Here is an 18640-nt window from a genome sequence, read left to right as displayed (position 1 = left end):
CAGCACCACGCAAGCGCAAACGAAAAAGCTGTTCCCAAAGTATTAGGGAACAGCTTTTCGATCTCTTCAACCTGCCGCGCAGGTTTTGCGAATGGGAGCGACTTTGGTGCGAAGCACCACGGGAGCGCCCATCGCAAAACCGGAGCCTGACTTTGGTGCAAAGCACCACGCAAGCGCAAACGAAAAAGCTGTTCCCAAAGTATTAGGGAACAGCTTTTCAATCTCTTCAACCTGCCGCGCAGGTTTTGCGAATGGGAGCGACTTTGGTGCGGAGCACCACGGGAGCGCCCATCGCAAAACCGGAGCCTGACTTTCGTGCGCAGCACCACGCAAGCGCAAACGAAAAAGCTGTTCCCAAAGTATTAGGGAACAGCTTTTCGATCTCTTCAACCTGCCGCGCAGGTTTTGCGAATGGGAGCGACTTTGGTGCGGAGCACCACGGGAGCGCCCATCGCATAACCGGAGCTACATGCCCAGCCATTTCTTGAACAAATGCTTCGTCGTATCCTTGTTGATCGCCGCGATCGACGTCGTCAGCGGAATGCCTTTCGGACACGAGCGCACGCAGTTCTGCGAGTTGCCGCAGCCTTCGATGCCGCCGTCTTCCATCAGCGCTTCCAGACGCTCTTCCTTGTTCATCTCGCCCGTTGGATGAGCGTTGAACAAGCGAACCTGCGAGATCGCCGCAGGGCCGATGAAGCTGTTGCGGTCATTGACGTTCGGGCATGATTCCAGGCATACGCCGCAAGTCATGCATTTGGACAGCTCATACGCCCATTGGCGCTTCGTTTCCGCCATGCGCGGGCCAGGGCCCAGATCGTACGTACCGTCGATCGGAATCCAGGCTTTAACGCGTTTCAAGGCATTGAACATGCGCTCGCGGTTAATGACAAGGTCGCGAACGACAGGGAATGTCTTCATCGGTGCAAGTCGAACCGGTTGTTCCAGTTGGTCGATCAGGGAGCTGCAAGCCTGACGGGGCTTGCCGTTGATAACCATGGAGCACGCGCCGCACACTTCCTCCAGACAGTTGGATTCCCAGCATACGGGAGCCGTTTTCTGTCCGTCGACCTTCTTCGGATTACGCTGAATTTCCATCAGCGCGCTGATGACGTTCATGTTCGCGCGGTATGGAACCTCGAACTCTTCCGTGTATGGCGCCGAATCCGGAGCGTCTTGACGCGTAATAATCAGCTTAACCATTTTAGATGCTACTGCTGCTTCCGCCATCGTGATTCTCCTTCCTATTTATCCTTGGAGTAGTCGCGTTTACGCGGCGTGATCAGCGAAACGTCGACATCCTCATACGAGATTTGCGGGCCTTCAGCCGTCCACTTGGCTTTGGTCGTCTTGAGGAATTCCTCGTCGTTACGTTCAGGGAATTCCGGCTTGTAGTGCGCGCCGCGGCTTTCGTTCCGCATCAGGGCGCCCAGCGTCATCGCTTCGGACAGCTCCATCATGTTCCACAGCTGACGGGTGAACGCAACGCCTGCGTTGTTCCAGCGTGCCGTATCGTTGATGTTGATGTTTTGGTAGCGCTGCTTCAAATCCTTGATCGTCGAGATCGTTTCTTCCAGACGTTTGTTGAAACGAACCACGGTCATGTTGTTCGTCATCAATTCGCCAAGCTCTTTGTGCAGGACGTACGCGTTCTCGGTGCCGTCCATTTTCAAGATGCTTTCGTACTTGTCGGTTTGGCGCTTCTTCTCGCGGTCGTACACGTTGGAAGAAAGATCCTCGGCCGATTTCTTCAAGCCTTTAATGTATTCAACGGCCTTCGGTCCCGTAATCATGCCGCCGTAAATGGCGGACAGCAGCGAGTTCGCGCCGAGACGGTTCGCGCCATGGTATTGATACTCGCATTCGCCGCAGGCGAACAAGCCGGGAATGTTCGTCATTTGGTTGAAGTCGACCCACATGCCGCCCATGGAATAGTGAACCGCAGGGAAAATTTTCATCGGAATTTTCCGCGGGTCATCGCCCGTGAACTTCTCGTAGATCTCGATGATGCCGCCAAGCTTAACGTCCAGCTCCTTCGGATCTTTATGAGACAGGTCGAGGTAAACCATGTTCTCGCCGTTGATGCCGAGCTTCTCGTCGACGCAGACCGCGAAAATTTCGCGCGTCGCGATATCCCGCGGCACAAGGTTGCCGTACGCAGGATACTTCTCTTCGAGGAAGTACCAAGGCTTACCGTCCTTGTACGTCCAGATCCGTCCGCCTTCGCCGCGCGCGGACTCGGACATCAGGCGCAGCTTATCGTCGCCCGGAATCGCCGTAGGGTGAATCTGGATGAACTCGCCGTTTGCGTAATAGACGCCTTGTTGGTAGACCGCGCTTGCCGCCGTACCCGTGTTGATGACGGAGTTCGTCGTTTTGCCGAAAATAATACCGGGGCCGCCCGTTGCCAAAATAACGGCATCTGCAGCAAAGGTGTGGATTTCCATGGTGCGCAGGTCCTGCGCGGATACGCCGCGGCAAACGCCGTCGTCATCGAGAATCGAACCCATGAACTCCCAGTGCTCGCGCTTCGTGACGAGACCTGCGGTTTCCCAGCGGCGAACCTGCTCGTCCAGCGCATACAGCAGCTGTTGGCCGGTCGTCGCGCCGGCGAATGCCGTACGGTGATACTGCGTACCGCCGAAGCGGCGGAAGTCAAGCAAGCCTTCCGGCGTACGGCTGAACATAACGCCCATGCGGTCCATCAAGTGGATGATGCCAGGAGCCGCGTCGCACATCGCTTTGACCGGCGGTTGGTTCGCCAGGAAGTCGCCGCCGTATACGGTATCGTCGAAATGCTCCCACGTGGAGTCGCCTTCGCCCTTCGTATTAACGGCGCCGTTGATACCGCCCTGCGCGCAGACGGAGTGAGAGCGCTTGACGGGCACGACGGAGAACAGGTCGACGTGAACGCCTGCTTCGGCCGCCTTTATCGTAGCCATCAGACCGGCAAGGCCGCCGCCGACGACAATAATTCTATTTTTAGCCATTTCAAATCGCTCCTTGTCTTAAAACTTAAACGAGATTCGTCAATTGCAGGGCGGCAGAGGCCGCTTCCTTGAATTCGTCGCCGCGGAACGCCGTGAGCGAAAGCAGGAACAAGAGCGCTACGATGACGAACACGCCCATGAAAATGTAAGAAGAGATGCGCTGCGCGCGCGGGCCGATCGTGATGCCCCAGCTGACGAGGAACGCCCACATGCCGTTGCTGAAGTGGAACGTAGCAGCGATGATGCCGATGACGTAGAACACGAAATAGAACCCGTTTGTCGTAATCGAGTGCATCTGATTACCGAGTTCTTCATGCGTTACATTGCCCAACATGACTTGGAGCCTCGTTTGGTACAAATGCCAGAAGATAAAGATGAAGGTGATCACGCCCGAAATCCGCTGCAGCGTGAAGAACCAGTTGCGGCCGTACTGGAAGCGGCCCGTGTTCAAGTTGGACTGGTAAGCCACGTACAGGCCGTACACGCCGTGGAACAGAAGCGGCAGCCAGATGCCGAACAGCTCCAGGAAGAAGACCAGCGGCAGATCGTTCAAAAACTTGACGCTGTCCTTAAATCCCTGCGCGCCCTCTTCATAGGCCGAATAGTTCGTTATCATGTGTTCGATAATGAACAATCCGAGCGGGATGACTCCAAGCAAGGAGTGGATCTTGCGCGATAAATACGAATTTCCTTTCATAACGTAAACGTTCTCCTTTCCAAACTGTGGGGTTGCATTCGCCATTATTCGCCAAAACCATTCTCCATTGTAACGCTCGCCTATATAGGCGTCAACACGGTTTCTCCCCTTTGACTGGATACAAAGTCATGCCTGTCTGACACCAGCCAGTACATTCGATCCGCTACCCTTAAAGGTTTACACATAATGGTCACATTTCACATGATACTCCTTTTACGCTTATAATGGAATTGCGTATTATTCATTAAAACTTATAACAAATTTGCATATGCATCATTACATGCGCATCCAAACAAGGAGGTTCGTCCCATGCTCGAGGAATTAAACATGTTTACCGTCGTCGTCGAACAGTCCAGCATGAACAAGGCTTCGGCGGCGCTCAATCTGTCGCAGCCTGCCCTTTCCCGCAAAATCGCCAAGCTGGAGCAGGACCTCGGCACGCTGTTGTTTCGCCGGATCGGCAAACGGCTGGAGCTGACGCGCATCGGCCAGCTGACCTACGATTACGCTGTGGAAGCGAGACAGCAGCATCTTCGCTTCTTGAAGCTGCTCGCGGAATACAAGCATACCGGGCGTTCCACGTTCACGATCGGCGCCAGCCTGACGACGCTGCAAACGTCGCTGCCGGATCTCATCCAAGGGCTGACGGCGCACAGTCCGGAGCTCGACATCAAAGCCATTACCGGCAAGACGCATGAAATCGTCACGCTCGTCCGCGACCGCAAGGCCGATCTCGGCATCGTAGCTTCCCGAATCGAAGATTCGCAGCTGAGCTGCGTCCCCCTTTTCGACGATCATCTCGTGCTCGTGCTGCCGCGGAATCACTTTATAATGGAGAAAAGCGCTCCTGTCATCAGCGACTTGAACGGCATGCCGATGATTTTATTCTCCAAAGGCACCTGGTACCGGGTCATGACGGACGAGCTGTTCGAACGGCATCGCCTGCTGCCCGACGTCCGAATGGAGATCGACTCGTTCGAGGCGATCCTTCGTCTGCTTCACACCTGCCGCGCGGCGACGCTGCTTCCCAAGTCGTACTTGCGTCAACAGATGTTGGCCGACAACGATCTGCAAGTGGTGCCGATTCGCGAGCTGCAGCAGTCGAAACGAACGACGTCGCTCATTTACGACCATCTAGAAAGTCTGAGCCCAGCCGTCCGAGAATGGATTATCGAAATCTCCTCCCATTACAAGCCTGTGTAGACCTATATAGCAGACGATCGGGACGCTGGGCTCAGATGGGTCCTGTTCTTATTGTTTGCCAATTTCCGTATCCAATACCATGGCTGGTCCGACGATTATGCCGATTTCTGCGAACGCTGCCCGCTGCTTAAACGGCTGCCGAAACTTTTTCGTCCGATTCGAGACTTACGGCGGTTTATAACCGTTTCGACCGAATATGAATAGGACATGTGCCTTCAGTTCCGCCCAGGCCTTCCGCAAGGGGAAGCATGGATAAAAGCGCGCTGATTATGTTAAGGTAAGCAAGTATGATTTCATATCCACTAATTCGAACAAACGGGGTGCCGCATGGACGCAATGCAGTTAAATCCAAATTGGAAGCGGTTCGGGTGGTTGGCCGGAATCGGCATCTTCATTTACCTGCTCATTCAAATTATCCCGTCGACGGCGGAGTCCTTCTTCTCCAGCAACAGCGAACCCGTCATCGCCAAAAGCAAAGCGGAGCAGGCTGCAGCGGACTTCGTACAGCGGCAGTTCGCCAGTCAACCGGTCCGCGTGCATGCCGTGCATCAATCGGACAGCATGCTTTACGGTTACCTCGAGAAGAAAAAGCTGACCAAGAGCTATGAGAACAAATACGATCGCACGCTTCCGACGGACACGTTCCAAGTGACGGCGGACATGCCGGACAACAGCGTCGTCTTCGTGTATGTACATATGGAGAAGGGAACGGTCGTCGGATGGAACCAGTTAGGCGACAAGGAAACCTCCCCCGCCACCGGTTCCGGATTGACCGACTCCGCGATGGCATTCGCCGCCTCCAAGGGCTATAACAAATCCGAGCTGAAGGTCTACCGGACACAGCCGGAAACCGGGCAGGTATGGCTGGAGAAAACCAATGCCGATATCGGCGAGGCGAAGCTGATCCTAGGCATCCGCAGCGAGAAGCTGGACAACGGGGGGTACCGTATCACCTCGTTCAAGCCCCGCTTCGTCGTGCCGGAAAGTTATTCCGATTACGTAGCCAAGCAGAAGAAGCTGGCCAACTACTTGTCGACGATCGGCAGTCTGTTTCTCTCCTTCGTGCTGTTTATCCTAGCCATCATTTATGCATCTCTCTATCGCAAGCACAGCTCGTTCGTACGGGGGATTGTCATCTCTCTGCTCTTCCTCGTCATGTATATCGTCAATGACATCAGCATGAAAGACGGCCTTCTCGCCAGCTACGGCGAATCGGTCGACGGCAACATGCTCGCATCGGCGGCCGTCATCGTCACCTGCTTCGTCACGATAATCATGGGACTCTCCGTTTATTTCTCCCTTGTCGGGGGGGACGGCTTGTGGCGGGCTATGGGACGCAATCCGTGGCCAAGATTTGGCCAAAAGGGATATGGCGACCACGTATGGCGGAGCATGTGGCTTGGTTATTTAACGGCGTTCGCGCTGCTGGGCTTGCAGACCATCATTTTCATAATCCTCATGCGCGTCTATGGCTCTTGGGCCACGACGGACGTGACGCAGTCGACCTACAATCTGGCGCTTCCGTGGGCATTCCCGCTCCTTGCCTGGTGCGCCGCGATTTCCGAAGAAGCGGTATTCCGCTTGTTCGGCATCGGACTAATGAAGCGCTGGTTCAAAAATTCGTTCGTCGCTTCGCTCATTCCGACGATCATTTGGGCGCTCGGTCATGTCACGTACCCGATATTCCCGTCGACCACCAGGCTGCTGGAACTGACCGTCATCGGTCTCGTCTTCAGCTTCATGTTCCTGCGATTCGGCTTCATCACCGTCCTGTTCGCGCACGCGGTATTCGACAGCACCATGATGGCGATCTCCCTCATGTTCATGGGCGGCACCAGCGACATACTGCTCGGTATCTTCTATATCGTGCTGCCGATTCCGATTGCATGGCTCTTCCGGATTTGGGATAAGGTGAAACGTCCCGCACCGTCCTTGTAGACGGTGCGGCGCGTTTCAGTCCGGAAAATTCCAAGTTTAGGATAGGGAGTGAAACCTATACCTCTTGGAATTCAGAAAAAGAGGGCCGAGACCGTCTAGGACGGCTCCTCCCTCAGTGCTTCAATAATTTGCGCGGCGAGCTTCTCGCCGATGGACAGAGGCCGGAAATCTTCGATTTCGGCTTCTTTTATTTTTTTGATGGAGCCGAAATGCTTCAGCAGCAGCTTACGGCGTTTCTCGCCGATGCCAGGAATGGCATCCAGCCGGGACGCGATCATCGACTTGCCGCGCTGCTCGCGGTGGAACGTAATGGCGAAGCGATGCACCTCGTCCTGAATCCGCTGCAGCAGGTAGAACGCCTGACTGTCGCGCGGAAGGGGCACCACCTGCGGCGGATCGCCGGTCATGAGCTGAGCCGTCTTATGCTTCGCATCCTTGACGAGACCGCATACCGGCACGGCCAGGCCGAGCTCATTCTCCAAGATGTCCAGCGCGGCGGATATCTGTCCGCGGCCGCCGTCGACGATGATCAGATCCGGCAGCTGCAAGCCTTCCTTCAGCACGCGCTCGTAGCGGCGGCGGATGACTTCGCGCATCGTTTCGTAATCGTCGGGCCCTACGACCGTTTTAACCTTATATTTGCGATACTCCTGCTTGTCGGGCTTGCCGTCGGTGAAGACGACCATCGCGGAGACGGGATTCGTACCTTGAATATTGGAGTTATCGAACGCCTCGATGCGGCTGACCTGTGCAAGTCCGATCGCTTCGGCCAACCCTTCCGCCGCTTTGAACGTCCGGTCCTCGTCGCGTTCGATCAGCTTGAATTTCTCTTCGAGGGTCATCTTGGCGTTATGAACCGCCATCCCCACGACATCCTTCTTCTTGCCCCGCTGAGGGATAAATACTTTCACCTTCAGCCACTTCTGCAGCGATTGACGAAGCTCCTCCTCCGCCGAACCGGCGATCGGCATATCGGCATCGCCGGCTTCTTCTTCCGATTCGGAATCCGAATCGGCTCCTGGCGCGGCGCCGCTGAGCATATAAGGCTCCTGCGATTCCGCGGCCAGCCCTGCCCCTTCAACAGCCTCCGGCGCGGCTGCTTCACCTTCTGCCGCTAGATCCGCTTCCTCGGTCAGCGGCGGAGCCGGAAGGAAGATCTCCTTCGGAAGCGCCGGATTCTCCGAGTAATACTGCGTCACGAACGTCATGAAATCGTCGTAGGCGCTGCCGTAGTAAGGAAACATCGTCGCGCGGCGCTCGATCAGCTTGCCCTGCCGCATGTACATGATTTGCACGCACATCCAGCCTTTATCCACCGAGAAGCCGAAGACATCCCGGTCCATGGCGTCGTTAAGCGTGATCTTCTGCTTCTCCATAACGGCATCGATGGCGATGATCTGATCGCGGAATTCCTTCGCGCGCTCGAATTCCATCTCCTCCGCGGCCGCTTCCATTTTAGCCTGCAGCGCCTTCCTTACCTCGGCATGTCCGCCGCCCAGAAAACGGGTAATTTCCTGCACCATCGTCTCGTACGTGCCCGGAGCGATATCGAATTCGCATGGCGCTACGCATTGGCCTAAATGATAATACAGGCAAACCTTGTCCGGCAGCGTCCCGCATTTGCGCAGCGGATACAGCCTGTCGAGCAGCTTCTTCGTCTGCGCCGCAGCATACGCATTGGGATAGGGACCGAAATATTTGCCCTTGTCCTTGACGATGCGCCTGGTCACCTCGAGCTTAGGATGCGCCTCGCCCGTGATCTTGATATACGGGAACGTCTTGTCATCCTTAAGCAGCACGTTATATCTCGGATGATACTGCTTGATCAAGTTGCACTCCAGAATGAGCGCTTCCATGTTGCTGGACGTGACGATATATTCGAAATCGCGGATCAACGACACCAGCCGCAGCGTCTTGCCGTTATGGCTGCCGTTGAAATACGACCGCACGCGATTTTTGAGCACCTTCGCTTTGCCGACATAGATAATGGTTCCGCCGGCATCCTTCATTAAATAACAGCCCGGCTGATCCGGCAGCAGCGCCAGCTTGCTGCGAATTCGTTCTTCGGCAAGACGCCTGTCAACGGCCGTCTCGCCTGCTTGGTTTTCCCCCATTGTCGTCTACCTCCCGGTCTTTCGCTGTCTCTTATTGTACCACACGGCAGGCTGAATTGCGGCGGAAGAAGCCGATGGAAGGAAGACCCGGGACCGGAAAATGTCCTCAATTTTGTCACGTTCGCGACTTTACAATTATTCTGAAAGTTGGTTATACTATGGGGAGCAATCTTCGCCTTAGAGGAGGAAATGAAACATGGAAAATGTAAGAGATCCACGCGAGCATCTGAACGAGGAACCGCGCGATGATTTTTTCGACGTCGCAATCGGCTTTGGCGGATTCTTCGGTCTTCTGTTCGTTATTTTCGCCGTTGCGGTGATTATCAAATTCGCGATTTCGTAACTCATTGGCCTTGTTTTCGGCGGACCGCCGGAGCGAGGCCATTTTCGTGGAGCAAGCAGGTGTTGACAAACCGCTGCATTCCGCATAGAATGGCAACATCAAACAAATGAGGAGGCTGATGTCAAATGGTGACCACTAACACGATCGTTTCTGTGAAGGAAATCGCATACGCATCGGTCTCGGACGGATTATAGAAACCGGCATTTCAATTGCCGACGTTTCATCGCCGCAGGGAACCGTATGCTACGGTTTCCTGCGGTTTTTTTCTGTCCGAGCGGGTGTAGTAGGCAAATTCATTCGCGGAATGCTGCATGTCCAACCTCGCGGTTGTTCGCGCAAACCAATCCGCCAGTACGAGCAGCAATAAGAATCGTACGCCTCACCCAGCATGGCCAGGCCGCAGGAGCTTCTTTCCTGCGGTCTTTTTGTCGTTCGTTCCGAGTCCAAGTCCCAAGTTCAAATTCAGCTTCACCAACCACACCAAACAAAACCAATTCAAAGGGGTTATCCGATTTGACAATCCGATCTAACGCAGCTCAAGAATCGCAACAACTGCAACAAATGAATACGACAGCTCAAGATTCACTCGCGCCGACAGGCATAGATGCTCCGCAAGTCCTTTCGGATGCCGTTAAAGCCGATACGCTTCAAGCGCTAGGCTGGAACGATCAGTGGCAGACGGCCTTCGAAGCGGCCGCGAAGACGATCGACGGTCTCGTGCCCGCCCGCGTCACGGCGCAATTCACGAACCAATACCGGATCGGAGCCGAAGCAGGCGAATTATCCGCGGAAGTGAGCGGCAAGTTTCAGTTCCAAGCTGCATCCCGCAGCGACTATCCGGCCGTCGGAGACTGGGTCGTCATCCAGCCTCTTCTAAGCGAGCGCCGGGCTGTCATACACGGCGTTCTGCCGAGGCGCACCGCGATGATCCGCAGAGCCGCCGGAAGCGTGCCGGAGGAGCAGGTCATCGGCACCAATATCGACACCTTGTTTATCGTAAACGCGCTCAACGGGGACTACAATGTCCGTAAAATCGAGCGTTACCTTGTTGCCGCTTGGGAGAGCGGCGCCGCTCCCGTCGTCTTGCTGACGAAAGCCGATCTAAGCGAGAATGCCCTCCACCGCATCGCGGAAGTCGAAGCGGCCGCTCCCGGCGTACCGGTCCACGCGGTAAGCGCCCTGCAGGACGAAGGCAGATCCGCTCTTCTTCCCTATCTCCAACAGGGTCGTACCATCGCCGTTACCGGCTCCTCCGGGGCGGGCAAATCCACCCTGCTCAACTGGCTGGCCGGCGAAGAGCGCCAGCTTGTCCAAGGCGTCCGCGAAGACGACGCCCGGGGCCGCCACACGACGACGCACCGCGAGCTGTTTCCCCTTCCGGGCGGCTTCATCATGATGGATACGCCCGGCATGCGGGAGCTGCAGCTGTGGGATTCGGAATCCGGCTGGCAGGAGGCTTTCGCCGACATCGAAGCGTTGTCCGAGAGCTGCCGATTCCGCGACTGCAAACACGTGGCCGAGAAAGGCTGCGCCGTCAGGGAAGCGCTGCTGAACGGCTCGCTCGACGAGCATCGTTACGCCAGCTACAAGAAGACCGGCCGAGAGCTTGCGCATCAAGCCCGCAAAGAGCGCTCCGTCACGAATCGCGCCAAGAAAAACGCGGACAAACGCCATGTTGCCCGCGCGAATAACGTTCCCCTGACGTCGGACTACGATTGATCGAAGACAGGTTGACTCCCGGCGGACATTCTACTATGATCTTATCAAGCGATAAGCAATCGGATTGTCCAGAAAGGATCTGTATCACCGAATGGCAAGACAACCATCCAATCAAGCGCTGGAAACCCGCGCCATGATTATCCGAACGGCGAAAGAGCTGTTCATGTCGCTCGGTTACCGGGCCGTCTCGACGAGGCAGATCGCCGATGCGTGCGGGCTTACCCAGCCTGCGCTGTATCACCACTTCTCGGATAAACAGTCTCTCTATGTCGAAGTCATGCGTTATGTCTGCGAAGGAACGCGAGCCGCGCTGGAGCGGATCATCCGCAGGGAAAGCGTTATTGGGGAATGTTTGTTTCATGTGACGCATTATATGATCGCGAACCATCCTGAGGATTTAAGCCGGATGTTTCACGACATCCGGCATGAACTGACGCCGGAGTCGCAAATTACGATCTACTCGCTATGGAGAAATGCCTATCTCGATCCCATCGTCTCGATCTTCGAAGACGGGCAGCGGGACGGCCGTTTGCGCGGTTCCGCGCAATTCGGCATTACCCCGGATATGTCCGCACGGCTGCTCATGGGCCTGATCAGCCAATCGCTCGCCTCGCAGGCCGGTTTGCCTCCCGGCGGCTATGCGAACCAAGCCGGAGGAGGCACCGCGATAAGTGCTTCGCGCAGCGGTCAAAAAGAATGGGACCAACAAGCCCGCATGCTCGTCAATGTGTTGCTGTACGGATTGTCGGCAGCCGAACCTCCCCAGGTTTAGCTGTCCGGCAGCCCTTTTTTTCAAAACTTCGCTTATCGGTTGATAAGTAAAGAGAGCTCGAAATAACCTCATCCTAAGGAGATGATTCGCGCATGAAATGGTTGGATCGATTTACCGTAGCCGTCGGCGGGCGAAAAGGACGCTGGCTGACGCTCGTCCTCTGGATCATCGCGGTCGCGGCGCTGAACGCGCTGCTGCCGAGCGCAAGCGACCAAAAGAACGATACGCTTGGCAATTTCAGCAATGACAAACCTTCCGTGAAGGCCGAGCAGCTGATCAAGGAACAGTTTCCGGCGGACGACGGCATTCCCGCCCTGCTTACCTGGTATCGCGCTTCCGGCCTGACGGATGCCGACCTGCAGGGCATTCAGCAGCTAGCCAAGCAGATTACGGATGCACCGCTTCCCTATCAACTGAGTGCCGTTCCGCTGCATTCGATGCCCCTGCCCGCATTGAAACAGCAGCTGTCCAAGGACGGTACGACCTTCGTACAGCCGATCCTCTTCGATAAAAGCGCCGGCAGCGATCAATTGAAAGAAGGACTGGATGAACTGCAGAAGCAGACCGATGTCGTGTTTGCCGATAGCCATCCATTCCAGGCGAAGCTGTCCGGCAGCGACGAGCTTGCCGTTCGCGCTACGGGTCCCGTCGGAATCTCCGTCGATGCGACAGGCTTATTCAAAGACGCGGACGTCTCGTTGCTTATTGCTACGGTATCGCTAGTGCTTGTTTTCCTCCTGCTCATTTACCGTTCGCCGGTGCTTGCGCTCATTCCGCTGCTTGCCGTCGGCTTCGCTTACGGCGCGGTCACGCCGCTGCTCGGCTGGATGGCCGATCAAGGCTGGATCGACTTCGATTCCCAGGCGCTATCTATCATGACCGTGCTGCTGTTCGGCGCCGGAACGGACTATTGCTTGTTCCTCATCTCCCGCTTCCGCAGCGAGCTGAAGGAAGAACGCCATCCGCTGTCCGCGCTCAAACGGGCATTCGGCGGCTCTGCCGGCGCGATCGCGATGAGCGGCCTCACCGTCGTCTTCTCGCTGCTCGTGCTCCTGCTCGCGGAATTCGGCAGCTTCCGCCGATTCGCGATTCCGTTCAGCTTGGCCATCCTGGTCATGATGGTCGCCAGCCTGACGCTCGTGCCGGCATTTCTCGGCCTGTTCGGCCGGGCCTCGTTCTTCCCGTTCATTCCGCGCACGCCAGACATGGAAACGGAGCGTGCCCGTAAGAAAGGAAAGCCGGTTCCCGTAGCCGCGAAAGCAGCCGCAAAGCGTGATACCTGGGGCGATCGCCTCGGCGGACTCGTCGTGCGCCGGCCGAAGTTAATTGCCGTTCTTACTTCCGCCGTATTGATCGTCTGCGTCCTGTTTGCCACGCAGATCAAATATACGTTCGACACGCTCTCTTCTTTTCCCGAGGATATGGGTTCGCGCGAAGGCTTCGCTTTGATCGGCGATCACTTCAACCCCGGAGAGCTCGCGCCGGTTCAGGTCGTCGTTCAGTCCGACGGAAAACAAGACGATGTGAAAGCAGCGATCGCCGCCCTGCCTTTCGTGCAAACCGTGTCGGATGCAAGAGACGGCACGAAGGATCCCGGCTACCATAGCTATGAGATCGAGCTCACGGACAATCCGTACGCCAACGAAGCCGTCGATCATCTCCCCGATATCCGGCATGCCGCAGAGGGAGCGCTGACGACCGCGGGCATCGCCCATGCAGAGGATAAAGTGTGGATCGCCGGACAAACCGCCGAACAGTTCGACACGCGGCAAACGACCGCGAACGACGCTCGGCTCGTCATTCCGGCCATCATCGTCCTGATCGCACTACTGCTGCTGATCTACCTTCGCTCGATCGTCGCGATGCTCTATCTCGTCGCAACCGTACTGCTTTCTTATTACAGCGCGCTCGGTCTCGGCTGGATCGTGCTGCATTACATCTTCGGCGCCGATGCCATCCAAGGCCTCATTCCGCTCTATGCCTTCGTCTTCATCGTCGCGTTGGGCGAAGACTACAACATCTTCATGATATCGAGCATTTGGCGCAAAGCGCGCAGCATGCCGCTTCGGCAAGCGGTCAAGGAAGGCGTATCCCAGACCGGCTCCGTCATTACGTCAGCCGGCCTGATTCTGGCAGGCACCTTTGCCGTCCTCGCTACGCTGCCCATCCAAGTACTCGTCCAATTCGGCACCGTGACGGCAATCGGCGTGCTGCTGGACACGTTCATCGTCCGTCCGTTCCTCGTGCCGGCGCTTACCGTCTTATGCGGACGATATTCGTTCTGGCCAGCCGCCGCACCGGCGGAGACTAAGCAGCAAACGGCCAGCGAACAGGCAAGCGCTCGGGGATAAGTATTTGATAGCAATGACTTAATAGCAATAGCTATATAGCAATGATTTGATAGCCTATCCATCCTATCGACCGCACGAACAATCGCCCCAACGTTCAGCTTCTTCAGCTGACGTATGGGGCGATTGTTATTGGTGTTGGTATGGTTATGAACTAGCCGTTAACGGCTTTCAATTTATCCGAGGAATTAGACCCGGAAGCATTCGAGTTCGCTTGCTTGGCATTGTTCGCCTCGAAGCGCTTGCGCTCGGTTCTGTCGATCTGGACAACGCGGCCGTCGTGGACGGTAATGAGGACCGAACCGTACTCAAGCCCATTTACCTGTGATGAAATGCGCTCTATCCATTCTTGATCCAATACGATTGGCTTCGCCATCATAAACCCCTCCTAAGTGTAATTAACCTTCCGACTGCAGCGTCTGCTCACCGGACCGACAATCGATCGGATGGATCAGATATGGACCGGCAGCGGATCGACCTTCAGCGGATTCTCGACCATTGTCGCCGATTCTTCCGAAATGACATATAACCGATGAATGAGTACGGCTACTTCTTCCCCTGGCTGCAGCGGCTCTTGGTCCAGGGAACGGTGGGCGGACAGGCGGTTTTCGCCGACCTCCACGTCCAGCTCGAGATGAGCGCCGCGGAAGAAGACGTGCTTGACTTTGCCTGTCTCCGATGCGGACGGGAACGGGATTTCGTTCTTGCGTCCCACTTCGACGAACTCGGGGCGAATAATCGCCCGGGCGCCGGCTCCGTACACGGCGTTCTCGAAGCCGCGCAGGCTGCCGGGCTGCTCCACGACACTGGAGTGGCCGATGAACCCGGCAACGAAAGCCGTCCGCGGATCCGTGTAGATATGAATCGGCGAGCCCTGTTGTTCCAGCTTTCCTTGCTGCACGATCAGCATCTCGTCAGCTACCTCGACCGCTTCGTCTTGATCATGCGTGACGAAGATCGAAGTGATCCCGATCTCGGCGATCAAGTTCTTCAGCCATGTGCGCAGCTCCTTGCGCACCTTGGCGTCGATCGCCGCGAACGGCTCATCCAGCAGCAGCAGGTTCGGCCGAGGCGCAAGCGCCCTGGCGAATGCGACCCGCTGCCGCTGCCCGCCTGAGAGCTGATGCGGATAGCGATGCTCGAAGCCCCGCAGTCCCGTCAAATCCAGCAGCTCATTGACGCGGTCCTTGATCTCGGCCTTGCCCATCTTGCGGATCGTAAGGCCGAAGGCGATATTGTCGAACACGTTCATATGCTTGAACAGCGCATAGTTTTGGAAGACGAATCCGATCCCGCGCAGCTGCGGCTGCACGTCGTTGACGCGCTTACCGTCGATGAAGATGTCGCCGGAATCGGGCGTTTCCAGACCGGCGAGGATGCGAAGCAGCGTCGATTTGCCGCCGCCGCTCGGTCCCAGCAGGCCGATCAGCTTGCCGCGCTCGATCGTGAAGCTCACGTTATTGACGGCTTGATGGTTCCCGAACGACTTGTTGAGGTTCCTGACTTCGATGTGCATGCTCAGCTCTCCTTCGGAAGTTGCTTGGCAGTTTTCCACTCGATAAAGCTCTTCACGATCAAGGTCACGACGGCCAGCATCACGAGCAGTGAGGCCACGGCGAAGGAAGCGGAGAACTGATATTCGTTGTACAGAATCTCGATATGCAGCGGCAGCGTGTTCGTCTCTCCGCGAATATGGCCGGATACGACGGATACGGCGCCGAACTCGCCCATCGCCCTTGCATTACAGAGGATAACGCCGTAGAGGAGGCCCCACTTGATGTTCGGCAAAGTAACTCGCCAGAAGATTTGCCATCCTTTTGCGCCAAGGCTGGCGGCCGCTTCTTCCTCTTGCACGCCTTGAGCCTGCATAAGCGGGATCAGCTCCCGGGCTACGAACGGGAAGGTGACGAACGTCGTCGCCAGCACGATGCCGGGCAGCGCGAACATGATTTGAATATTATGATTGTCGAGCCAAGGACCCAGGAAGCCCTGAGCGCCGAACAGCAGGATGAACACGAGACCCGCGATAACCGGCGATACCGCGAACGGCAGATCGATCAGCGTAATCAGAATGTTTTTGCCCCTGAATCGAAACTTGCTGATCGCCCATGCCGCCGCGACGCCGAACACCGTGTTCAGCGGCACGGCAATAACTGCCGTCAGCAGCGTCAGCTTGAGGGCCGACAAGGCATCGGGATCTCTCAAGGCGGCGAAGTATACGTCGGTGCCCCTCTTGAACGCTTCGATGAAGATCGACAGCAGCGGCAGCAGGACGACCAACCCGAGGAATAGCAGCGCTACCGAGATCAGCACGATACGTACGACAAGCGATTCGTTAATATGCTTCGGACGCGCTGTTTTTTCAGCCAAATGAACCGTTACGGCTCCAGCCATGTGTTTCCCCTCCTATGCCGACACAACGCGGCGATTGCTCCGCCATTGCAGGTAGTTGATAAGCAGCAGCAGCAGGAATGACACGACGAGCATCACAAGCGCGATGGCCGTGGCGCCGCGGTAATCGAACTGCTCCAGCTTGGTCATGATGAGCAAGGGCGCGATCTCCGTCTTCATCGGCATGTTGCCGGAGATAAAGACGACGGATCCGTACTCGCCGATACCTCTGGCGAAAGCAAGCGCGAAGCCGGTCAGGAGCGGTGGAATCAATTCCGGAAGAACGACTTTGCGGAACGTCCGCCACCGGAAGGCGCCGAGCATAACGGCCGCCTCTTCCACTTCGTTGTCGAGGTCCTGCAGCACGGGCTGAACCGTCCTTACTACGAATGGCAACCCGATGAATATGAGCGCCAGCGTAATCCCGATCGGCGTGAACGCCACTTTAATGCCGAGCGGCTCAATCAGCTTGCCGACCCAGCCGTTCGGCGCATATATGGCCGTCAGGGAAATGCCCGCCACGGCAGTCGGCAGCGCGAACGGCATGTCGATCAGACTGTCGATGATTTTCTTGCCGGGGAACTGGTAACGAACGAGTACCCAGGCAATGATGAGTCCGAATACAAGATTAATGAGTGCCGCGTAGAACGATGTCAGGAAGCTGATTTTGTAAGAAGCCAATACCCGTGCGTTGGAGACGGTGTCCCAGAACTGCCCCGGCGTCAAGCCGGAGGTTTTGACGAATATGCCGATCAGCGGGATGATGACGATGATGCTTAAGTAAAACACGGTAAATCCAAGCGATAGGCCGAAGCCCGGAAGCACGCTGCGCGGCTTCGCCTTCTTCTTGGGGGAACTCGTCATTTGTAGAGTCAGCTCCTCGTTGGCTTATGAACCCGGCACATAGATTTTGTCGAACACGCCGCCATCCGCGAAGTGTTTGGCTTGCGCTGCCGCCCAGCCGCCGAAATCGTCGTCGATCGTCAGCATCGGGATATCCGGAAATTGATCTTTGTATTGCTCTGCCACGGAGGCGAGCGTCGGACGATAGAAGTTCTGCGCGATGACCTGTTGAGCCGGTTCGGTATAGAGGTAGTCCAGATACGCTTCCGCTACTTCACGTGTTCCGTTCTTGTCTACGTTCTTGTCAACGACGGCTACCGGAGGCTCTGCCAGGATGCTCAAGGAAGGATAAACGATTTCGAATTTGTCCTTGCCCAATTCCTTCACGGACAGCAATGCTTCATTCTCCCAAGCAAGCAGCACATCGCCGATTCCCTTCTCGACGAACGTCGTCGTCGAACCGCGTGCGCCGGTATCCAGCACCGGTACGTTCTTGAAGAGTGCCTTTACGAACTCTTGCGCTTTGGCTTCGTCGCCGTTATTCTGTTGCAGCGCATAGCCCCAAGCCGCCAGGTAGTTCCAGCGTGCGCCGCCGCTCGTCTTCGGATTCGGCGTAATGACCTGCACGCCCGGCTTTACAAGATCGTTCCAGTCTTTGATGCCTTTCGGATTGCCTTTACGAACGAGGAACACGATCGTCGACGTGTAAGGCGAGCTGTTGTTGTCGAATTGCTGCTGCCAGTCGGGGCTGATGAGCTCCTTCTGCGCGATGGAATCGATGTCGTAGCCGAGTGCCAGCGTGACGACGTCCGCCTTCAGACCGTCGATAACCGCCCGGGCTTGCGCGCCGGAGCCGGCGTGGGACTGTTTAATGGTAACGTCTTGGCCTTTCTCTGACTTCCAGTATTCAGCGAAGAGCTTATTGTAAGCTGCATATAATTCACGCGTTGGATCGTAGGAAACGTTGAGCAGTTCAACGGGCTTCTTCGATCCGCCGTTATTGGTCGTTGCCGGTTCGGTTGCATTGCCGTTCGAGGCGTTCGCATCCGTCTTGCCGTTATTGTTGGTTTGGTTCGACGTGCCTGTGTTTCCGGTCTCCTTGTTCGGACCCGAGTCCCAGCCGCAGCCGGTCAAGGCAAACGCGAATGCGATAACGATCATTAGTGATTTCAACGGTAAAACGTTTCTCTTTTTCATGTTGGACATGTAAAAGCACCCCTTATCTTCGTTTTACAGATAACTAATGTGTTCCTACGCCGTGTGGACCGGAAGTAAAAACGAA

At 56.2% G+C, this 18640-nt stretch carries 16 protein-coding genes; 7 read left to right on the top strand and 9 right to left on the bottom strand.

Annotated features, from left to right (window positions below):
* Window positions 1-206 (top strand): hypothetical protein (locus AC0YNU_RS15345; RefSeq protein ID WP_475757951.1); only part of this gene is annotated, 206 nt, incomplete at its 5' end.
* Window positions 207-465: 259 nt separating this feature from the next.
* On the opposite strand, the gene sdhB is transcribed toward AC0YNU_RS15345, so the two are convergent.
* From sdhB to AC0YNU_RS15330, 3 genes are read right to left on the bottom strand one after another with little or no spacing between them, the layout of a single operon-like run.
* Window positions 466-1230, bottom strand: a complete 765-nt coding sequence (sdhB, locus tag AC0YNU_RS15340) for a succinate dehydrogenase iron-sulfur subunit (protein ID WP_475757949.1) — start codon at window positions 1228-1230, stop codon at window positions 466-468.
* 14 nt (window positions 1231-1244) lie between these two features.
* The gene (sdhA, locus tag AC0YNU_RS15335) at window positions 1245-2990 is read right to left on the bottom strand and encodes a succinate dehydrogenase flavoprotein subunit (protein ID WP_475757947.1); all 1746 of its coding nucleotides are present in this window, start codon (window positions 2988-2990) and stop codon (window positions 1245-1247) included.
* Window positions 2991-3015: 25 nt separating this feature from the next.
* A complete protein-coding gene (locus AC0YNU_RS15330; RefSeq protein ID WP_475757944.1) occupies window positions 3016-3687 on the bottom strand; it encodes a succinate dehydrogenase cytochrome b558 subunit in 672 nt (223 codons plus the stop codon).
* Between the two features lie 309 nt (window positions 3688-3996).
* Between AC0YNU_RS15330 and AC0YNU_RS15325 the strand changes: the two genes are divergently transcribed.
* Both AC0YNU_RS15325 and AC0YNU_RS15320 read left to right on the top strand, forming a co-directional pair.
* Entirely contained in the window at window positions 3997-4890 is an 894-nt protein-coding gene (locus tag AC0YNU_RS15325; RefSeq protein WP_475757942.1) for a LysR family transcriptional regulator, read from the top strand.
* A gap of 336 nt (window positions 4891-5226) precedes the next feature.
* Window positions 5227-6828, top strand: a complete 1602-nt coding sequence (locus AC0YNU_RS15320; RefSeq protein WP_475757939.1) for a CPBP family intramembrane glutamic endopeptidase — start codon at window positions 5227-5229, stop codon at window positions 6826-6828.
* A 95-nt stretch (window positions 6829-6923) separates the two neighbouring features.
* Here the strand turns inward: AC0YNU_RS15320 and uvrC are convergent, their stop codons facing one another.
* A complete protein-coding gene (gene uvrC / locus AC0YNU_RS15315) occupies window positions 6924-8942 on the bottom strand; it encodes an excinuclease ABC subunit UvrC (protein WP_475757937.1) in 2019 nt (672 codons plus the stop codon).
* Window positions 8943-9138: 196 nt separating this feature from the next.
* On the opposite strand from uvrC, the gene AC0YNU_RS15310 reads away from it, so the two are divergent.
* The 4 genes from AC0YNU_RS15310 to AC0YNU_RS15295 all read left to right on the top strand — a co-directional run bounded on the left by AC0YNU_RS15310 (window position 9139) and on the right by AC0YNU_RS15295 (window position 14127).
* Window positions 9139-9285, top strand: a complete 147-nt coding sequence (locus AC0YNU_RS15310; RefSeq protein WP_475757935.1) for a YqzM family protein — start codon at window positions 9139-9141, stop codon at window positions 9283-9285.
* Window positions 9286-9798: 513 nt separating this feature from the next.
* On the top strand, window positions 9799-11004 hold the full coding sequence (gene rsgA, locus AC0YNU_RS15305) for a ribosome small subunit-dependent GTPase A (protein WP_475757933.1): 1206 nt from the start codon (window positions 9799-9801) through the stop codon (window positions 11002-11004).
* Window positions 11005-11095: 91 nt separating this feature from the next.
* The gene (locus AC0YNU_RS15300) at window positions 11096-11776 is read left to right on the top strand and encodes a TetR/AcrR family transcriptional regulator (protein ID WP_475757931.1); all 681 of its coding nucleotides are present in this window, start codon (window positions 11096-11098) and stop codon (window positions 11774-11776) included.
* Between the two features lie 92 nt (window positions 11777-11868).
* Window positions 11869-14127 (top strand): MMPL family transporter, encoded by a 2259-nt coding sequence (locus tag AC0YNU_RS15295; protein WP_475757929.1) that lies wholly within the window; start codon window positions 11869-11871, stop codon window positions 14125-14127.
* 151 nt (window positions 14128-14278) lie between these two features.
* Here AC0YNU_RS15295 and AC0YNU_RS15290 read toward each other — a convergent pair whose 3' ends face one another.
* From AC0YNU_RS15290 to AC0YNU_RS15270, 5 genes are all read right to left on the bottom strand, one after another.
* The gene (locus AC0YNU_RS15290) at window positions 14279-14500 is read right to left on the bottom strand and encodes a YezD family protein (RefSeq protein WP_475757927.1); all 222 of its coding nucleotides are present in this window, start codon (window positions 14498-14500) and stop codon (window positions 14279-14281) included.
* Window positions 14501-14575: 75 nt separating this feature from the next.
* Window positions 14576-15640, bottom strand: a complete 1065-nt coding sequence (locus tag AC0YNU_RS15285; protein ID WP_475757925.1) for an ABC transporter ATP-binding protein — start codon at window positions 15638-15640, stop codon at window positions 14576-14578.
* Between the two features lie 2 nt (window positions 15641-15642).
* Window positions 15643-16518, bottom strand: a complete 876-nt coding sequence (cysW, locus tag AC0YNU_RS15280) for a sulfate ABC transporter permease subunit CysW (RefSeq protein ID WP_475757923.1) — start codon at window positions 16516-16518, stop codon at window positions 15643-15645.
* 12 nt (window positions 16519-16530) lie between these two features.
* Complete coding sequence (gene cysT / locus AC0YNU_RS15275) at window positions 16531-17379, bottom strand: sulfate ABC transporter permease subunit CysT (RefSeq protein WP_475757921.1); 849 nt, start codon at window positions 17377-17379, stop codon at window positions 16531-16533.
* Window positions 17380-17403: 24 nt separating this feature from the next.
* The gene (locus AC0YNU_RS15270; protein WP_475757919.1) at window positions 17404-18564 is read right to left on the bottom strand and encodes a sulfate ABC transporter substrate-binding protein; all 1161 of its coding nucleotides are present in this window, start codon (window positions 18562-18564) and stop codon (window positions 17404-17406) included.
* Window positions 18565-18640: the final 76 nt, after the last annotated feature.

The sequence above is a fragment of the Paenibacillus sp. J31P316 genome, from assembly GCF_056269105.1.
The sequence above is the reverse complement of the archived record's forward strand: the minus strand, read 5'-3'. Positions and strand labels throughout refer to the sequence as shown.

Bases quoted from the DNA above. Each gene is read 5' to 3' on its own strand.
- cysT (WP_475757921.1), bottom strand. From the start codon at position 17,379: ATGACGAGTTCCCCCAAGAAGAAGGCGAAGCCGCGCAGCGTGCTTCCG.
- uvrC (WP_475757937.1), bottom strand. From the start codon at position 8,942: ATGGGGGAAAACCAAGCAGGCGAGACGGCCGTTGACAGGCGTCTTGCC.
- AC0YNU_RS15290 (WP_475757927.1), bottom strand. From the start codon at position 14,500: ATGGCGAAGCCAATCGTATTGGATCAAGAATGGATAGAGCGCATTTCA.
- AC0YNU_RS15320 (WP_475757939.1), top strand. From the start codon at position 5,227: ATGCAGTTAAATCCAAATTGGAAGCGGTTCGGGTGGTTGGCCGGAATC.
- AC0YNU_RS15300 (WP_475757931.1), top strand. From the start codon at position 11,096: ATGGCAAGACAACCATCCAATCAAGCGCTGGAAACCCGCGCCATGATT.
- AC0YNU_RS15270 (WP_475757919.1), bottom strand. From the start codon at position 18,564: ATGTCCAACATGAAAAAGAGAAACGTTTTACCGTTGAAATCACTAATG.
- sdhB (WP_475757949.1), bottom strand. From the start codon at position 1,230: ATGGCGGAAGCAGCAGTAGCATCTAAAATGGTTAAGCTGATTATTACG.
- AC0YNU_RS15310 (WP_475757935.1), top strand. From the start codon at position 9,139: ATGGAAAATGTAAGAGATCCACGCGAGCATCTGAACGAGGAACCGCGC.
- AC0YNU_RS15295 (WP_475757929.1), top strand. From the start codon at position 11,869: ATGAAATGGTTGGATCGATTTACCGTAGCCGTCGGCGGGCGAAAAGGA.
- cysW (WP_475757923.1), bottom strand. From the start codon at position 16,518: ATGGCTGGAGCCGTAACGGTTCATTTGGCTGAAAAAACAGCGCGTCCG.
- sdhA (WP_475757947.1), bottom strand. From the start codon at position 2,990: ATGGCTAAAAATAGAATTATTGTCGTCGGCGGCGGCCTTGCCGGTCTG.
- AC0YNU_RS15330 (WP_475757944.1), bottom strand. From the start codon at position 3,687: ATGAAAGGAAATTCGTATTTATCGCGCAAGATCCACTCCTTGCTTGGA.
- AC0YNU_RS15325 (WP_475757942.1), top strand. From the start codon at position 3,997: ATGCTCGAGGAATTAAACATGTTTACCGTCGTCGTCGAACAGTCCAGC.
- AC0YNU_RS15285 (WP_475757925.1), bottom strand. From the start codon at position 15,640: ATGCACATCGAAGTCAGGAACCTCAACAAGTCGTTCGGGAACCATCAA.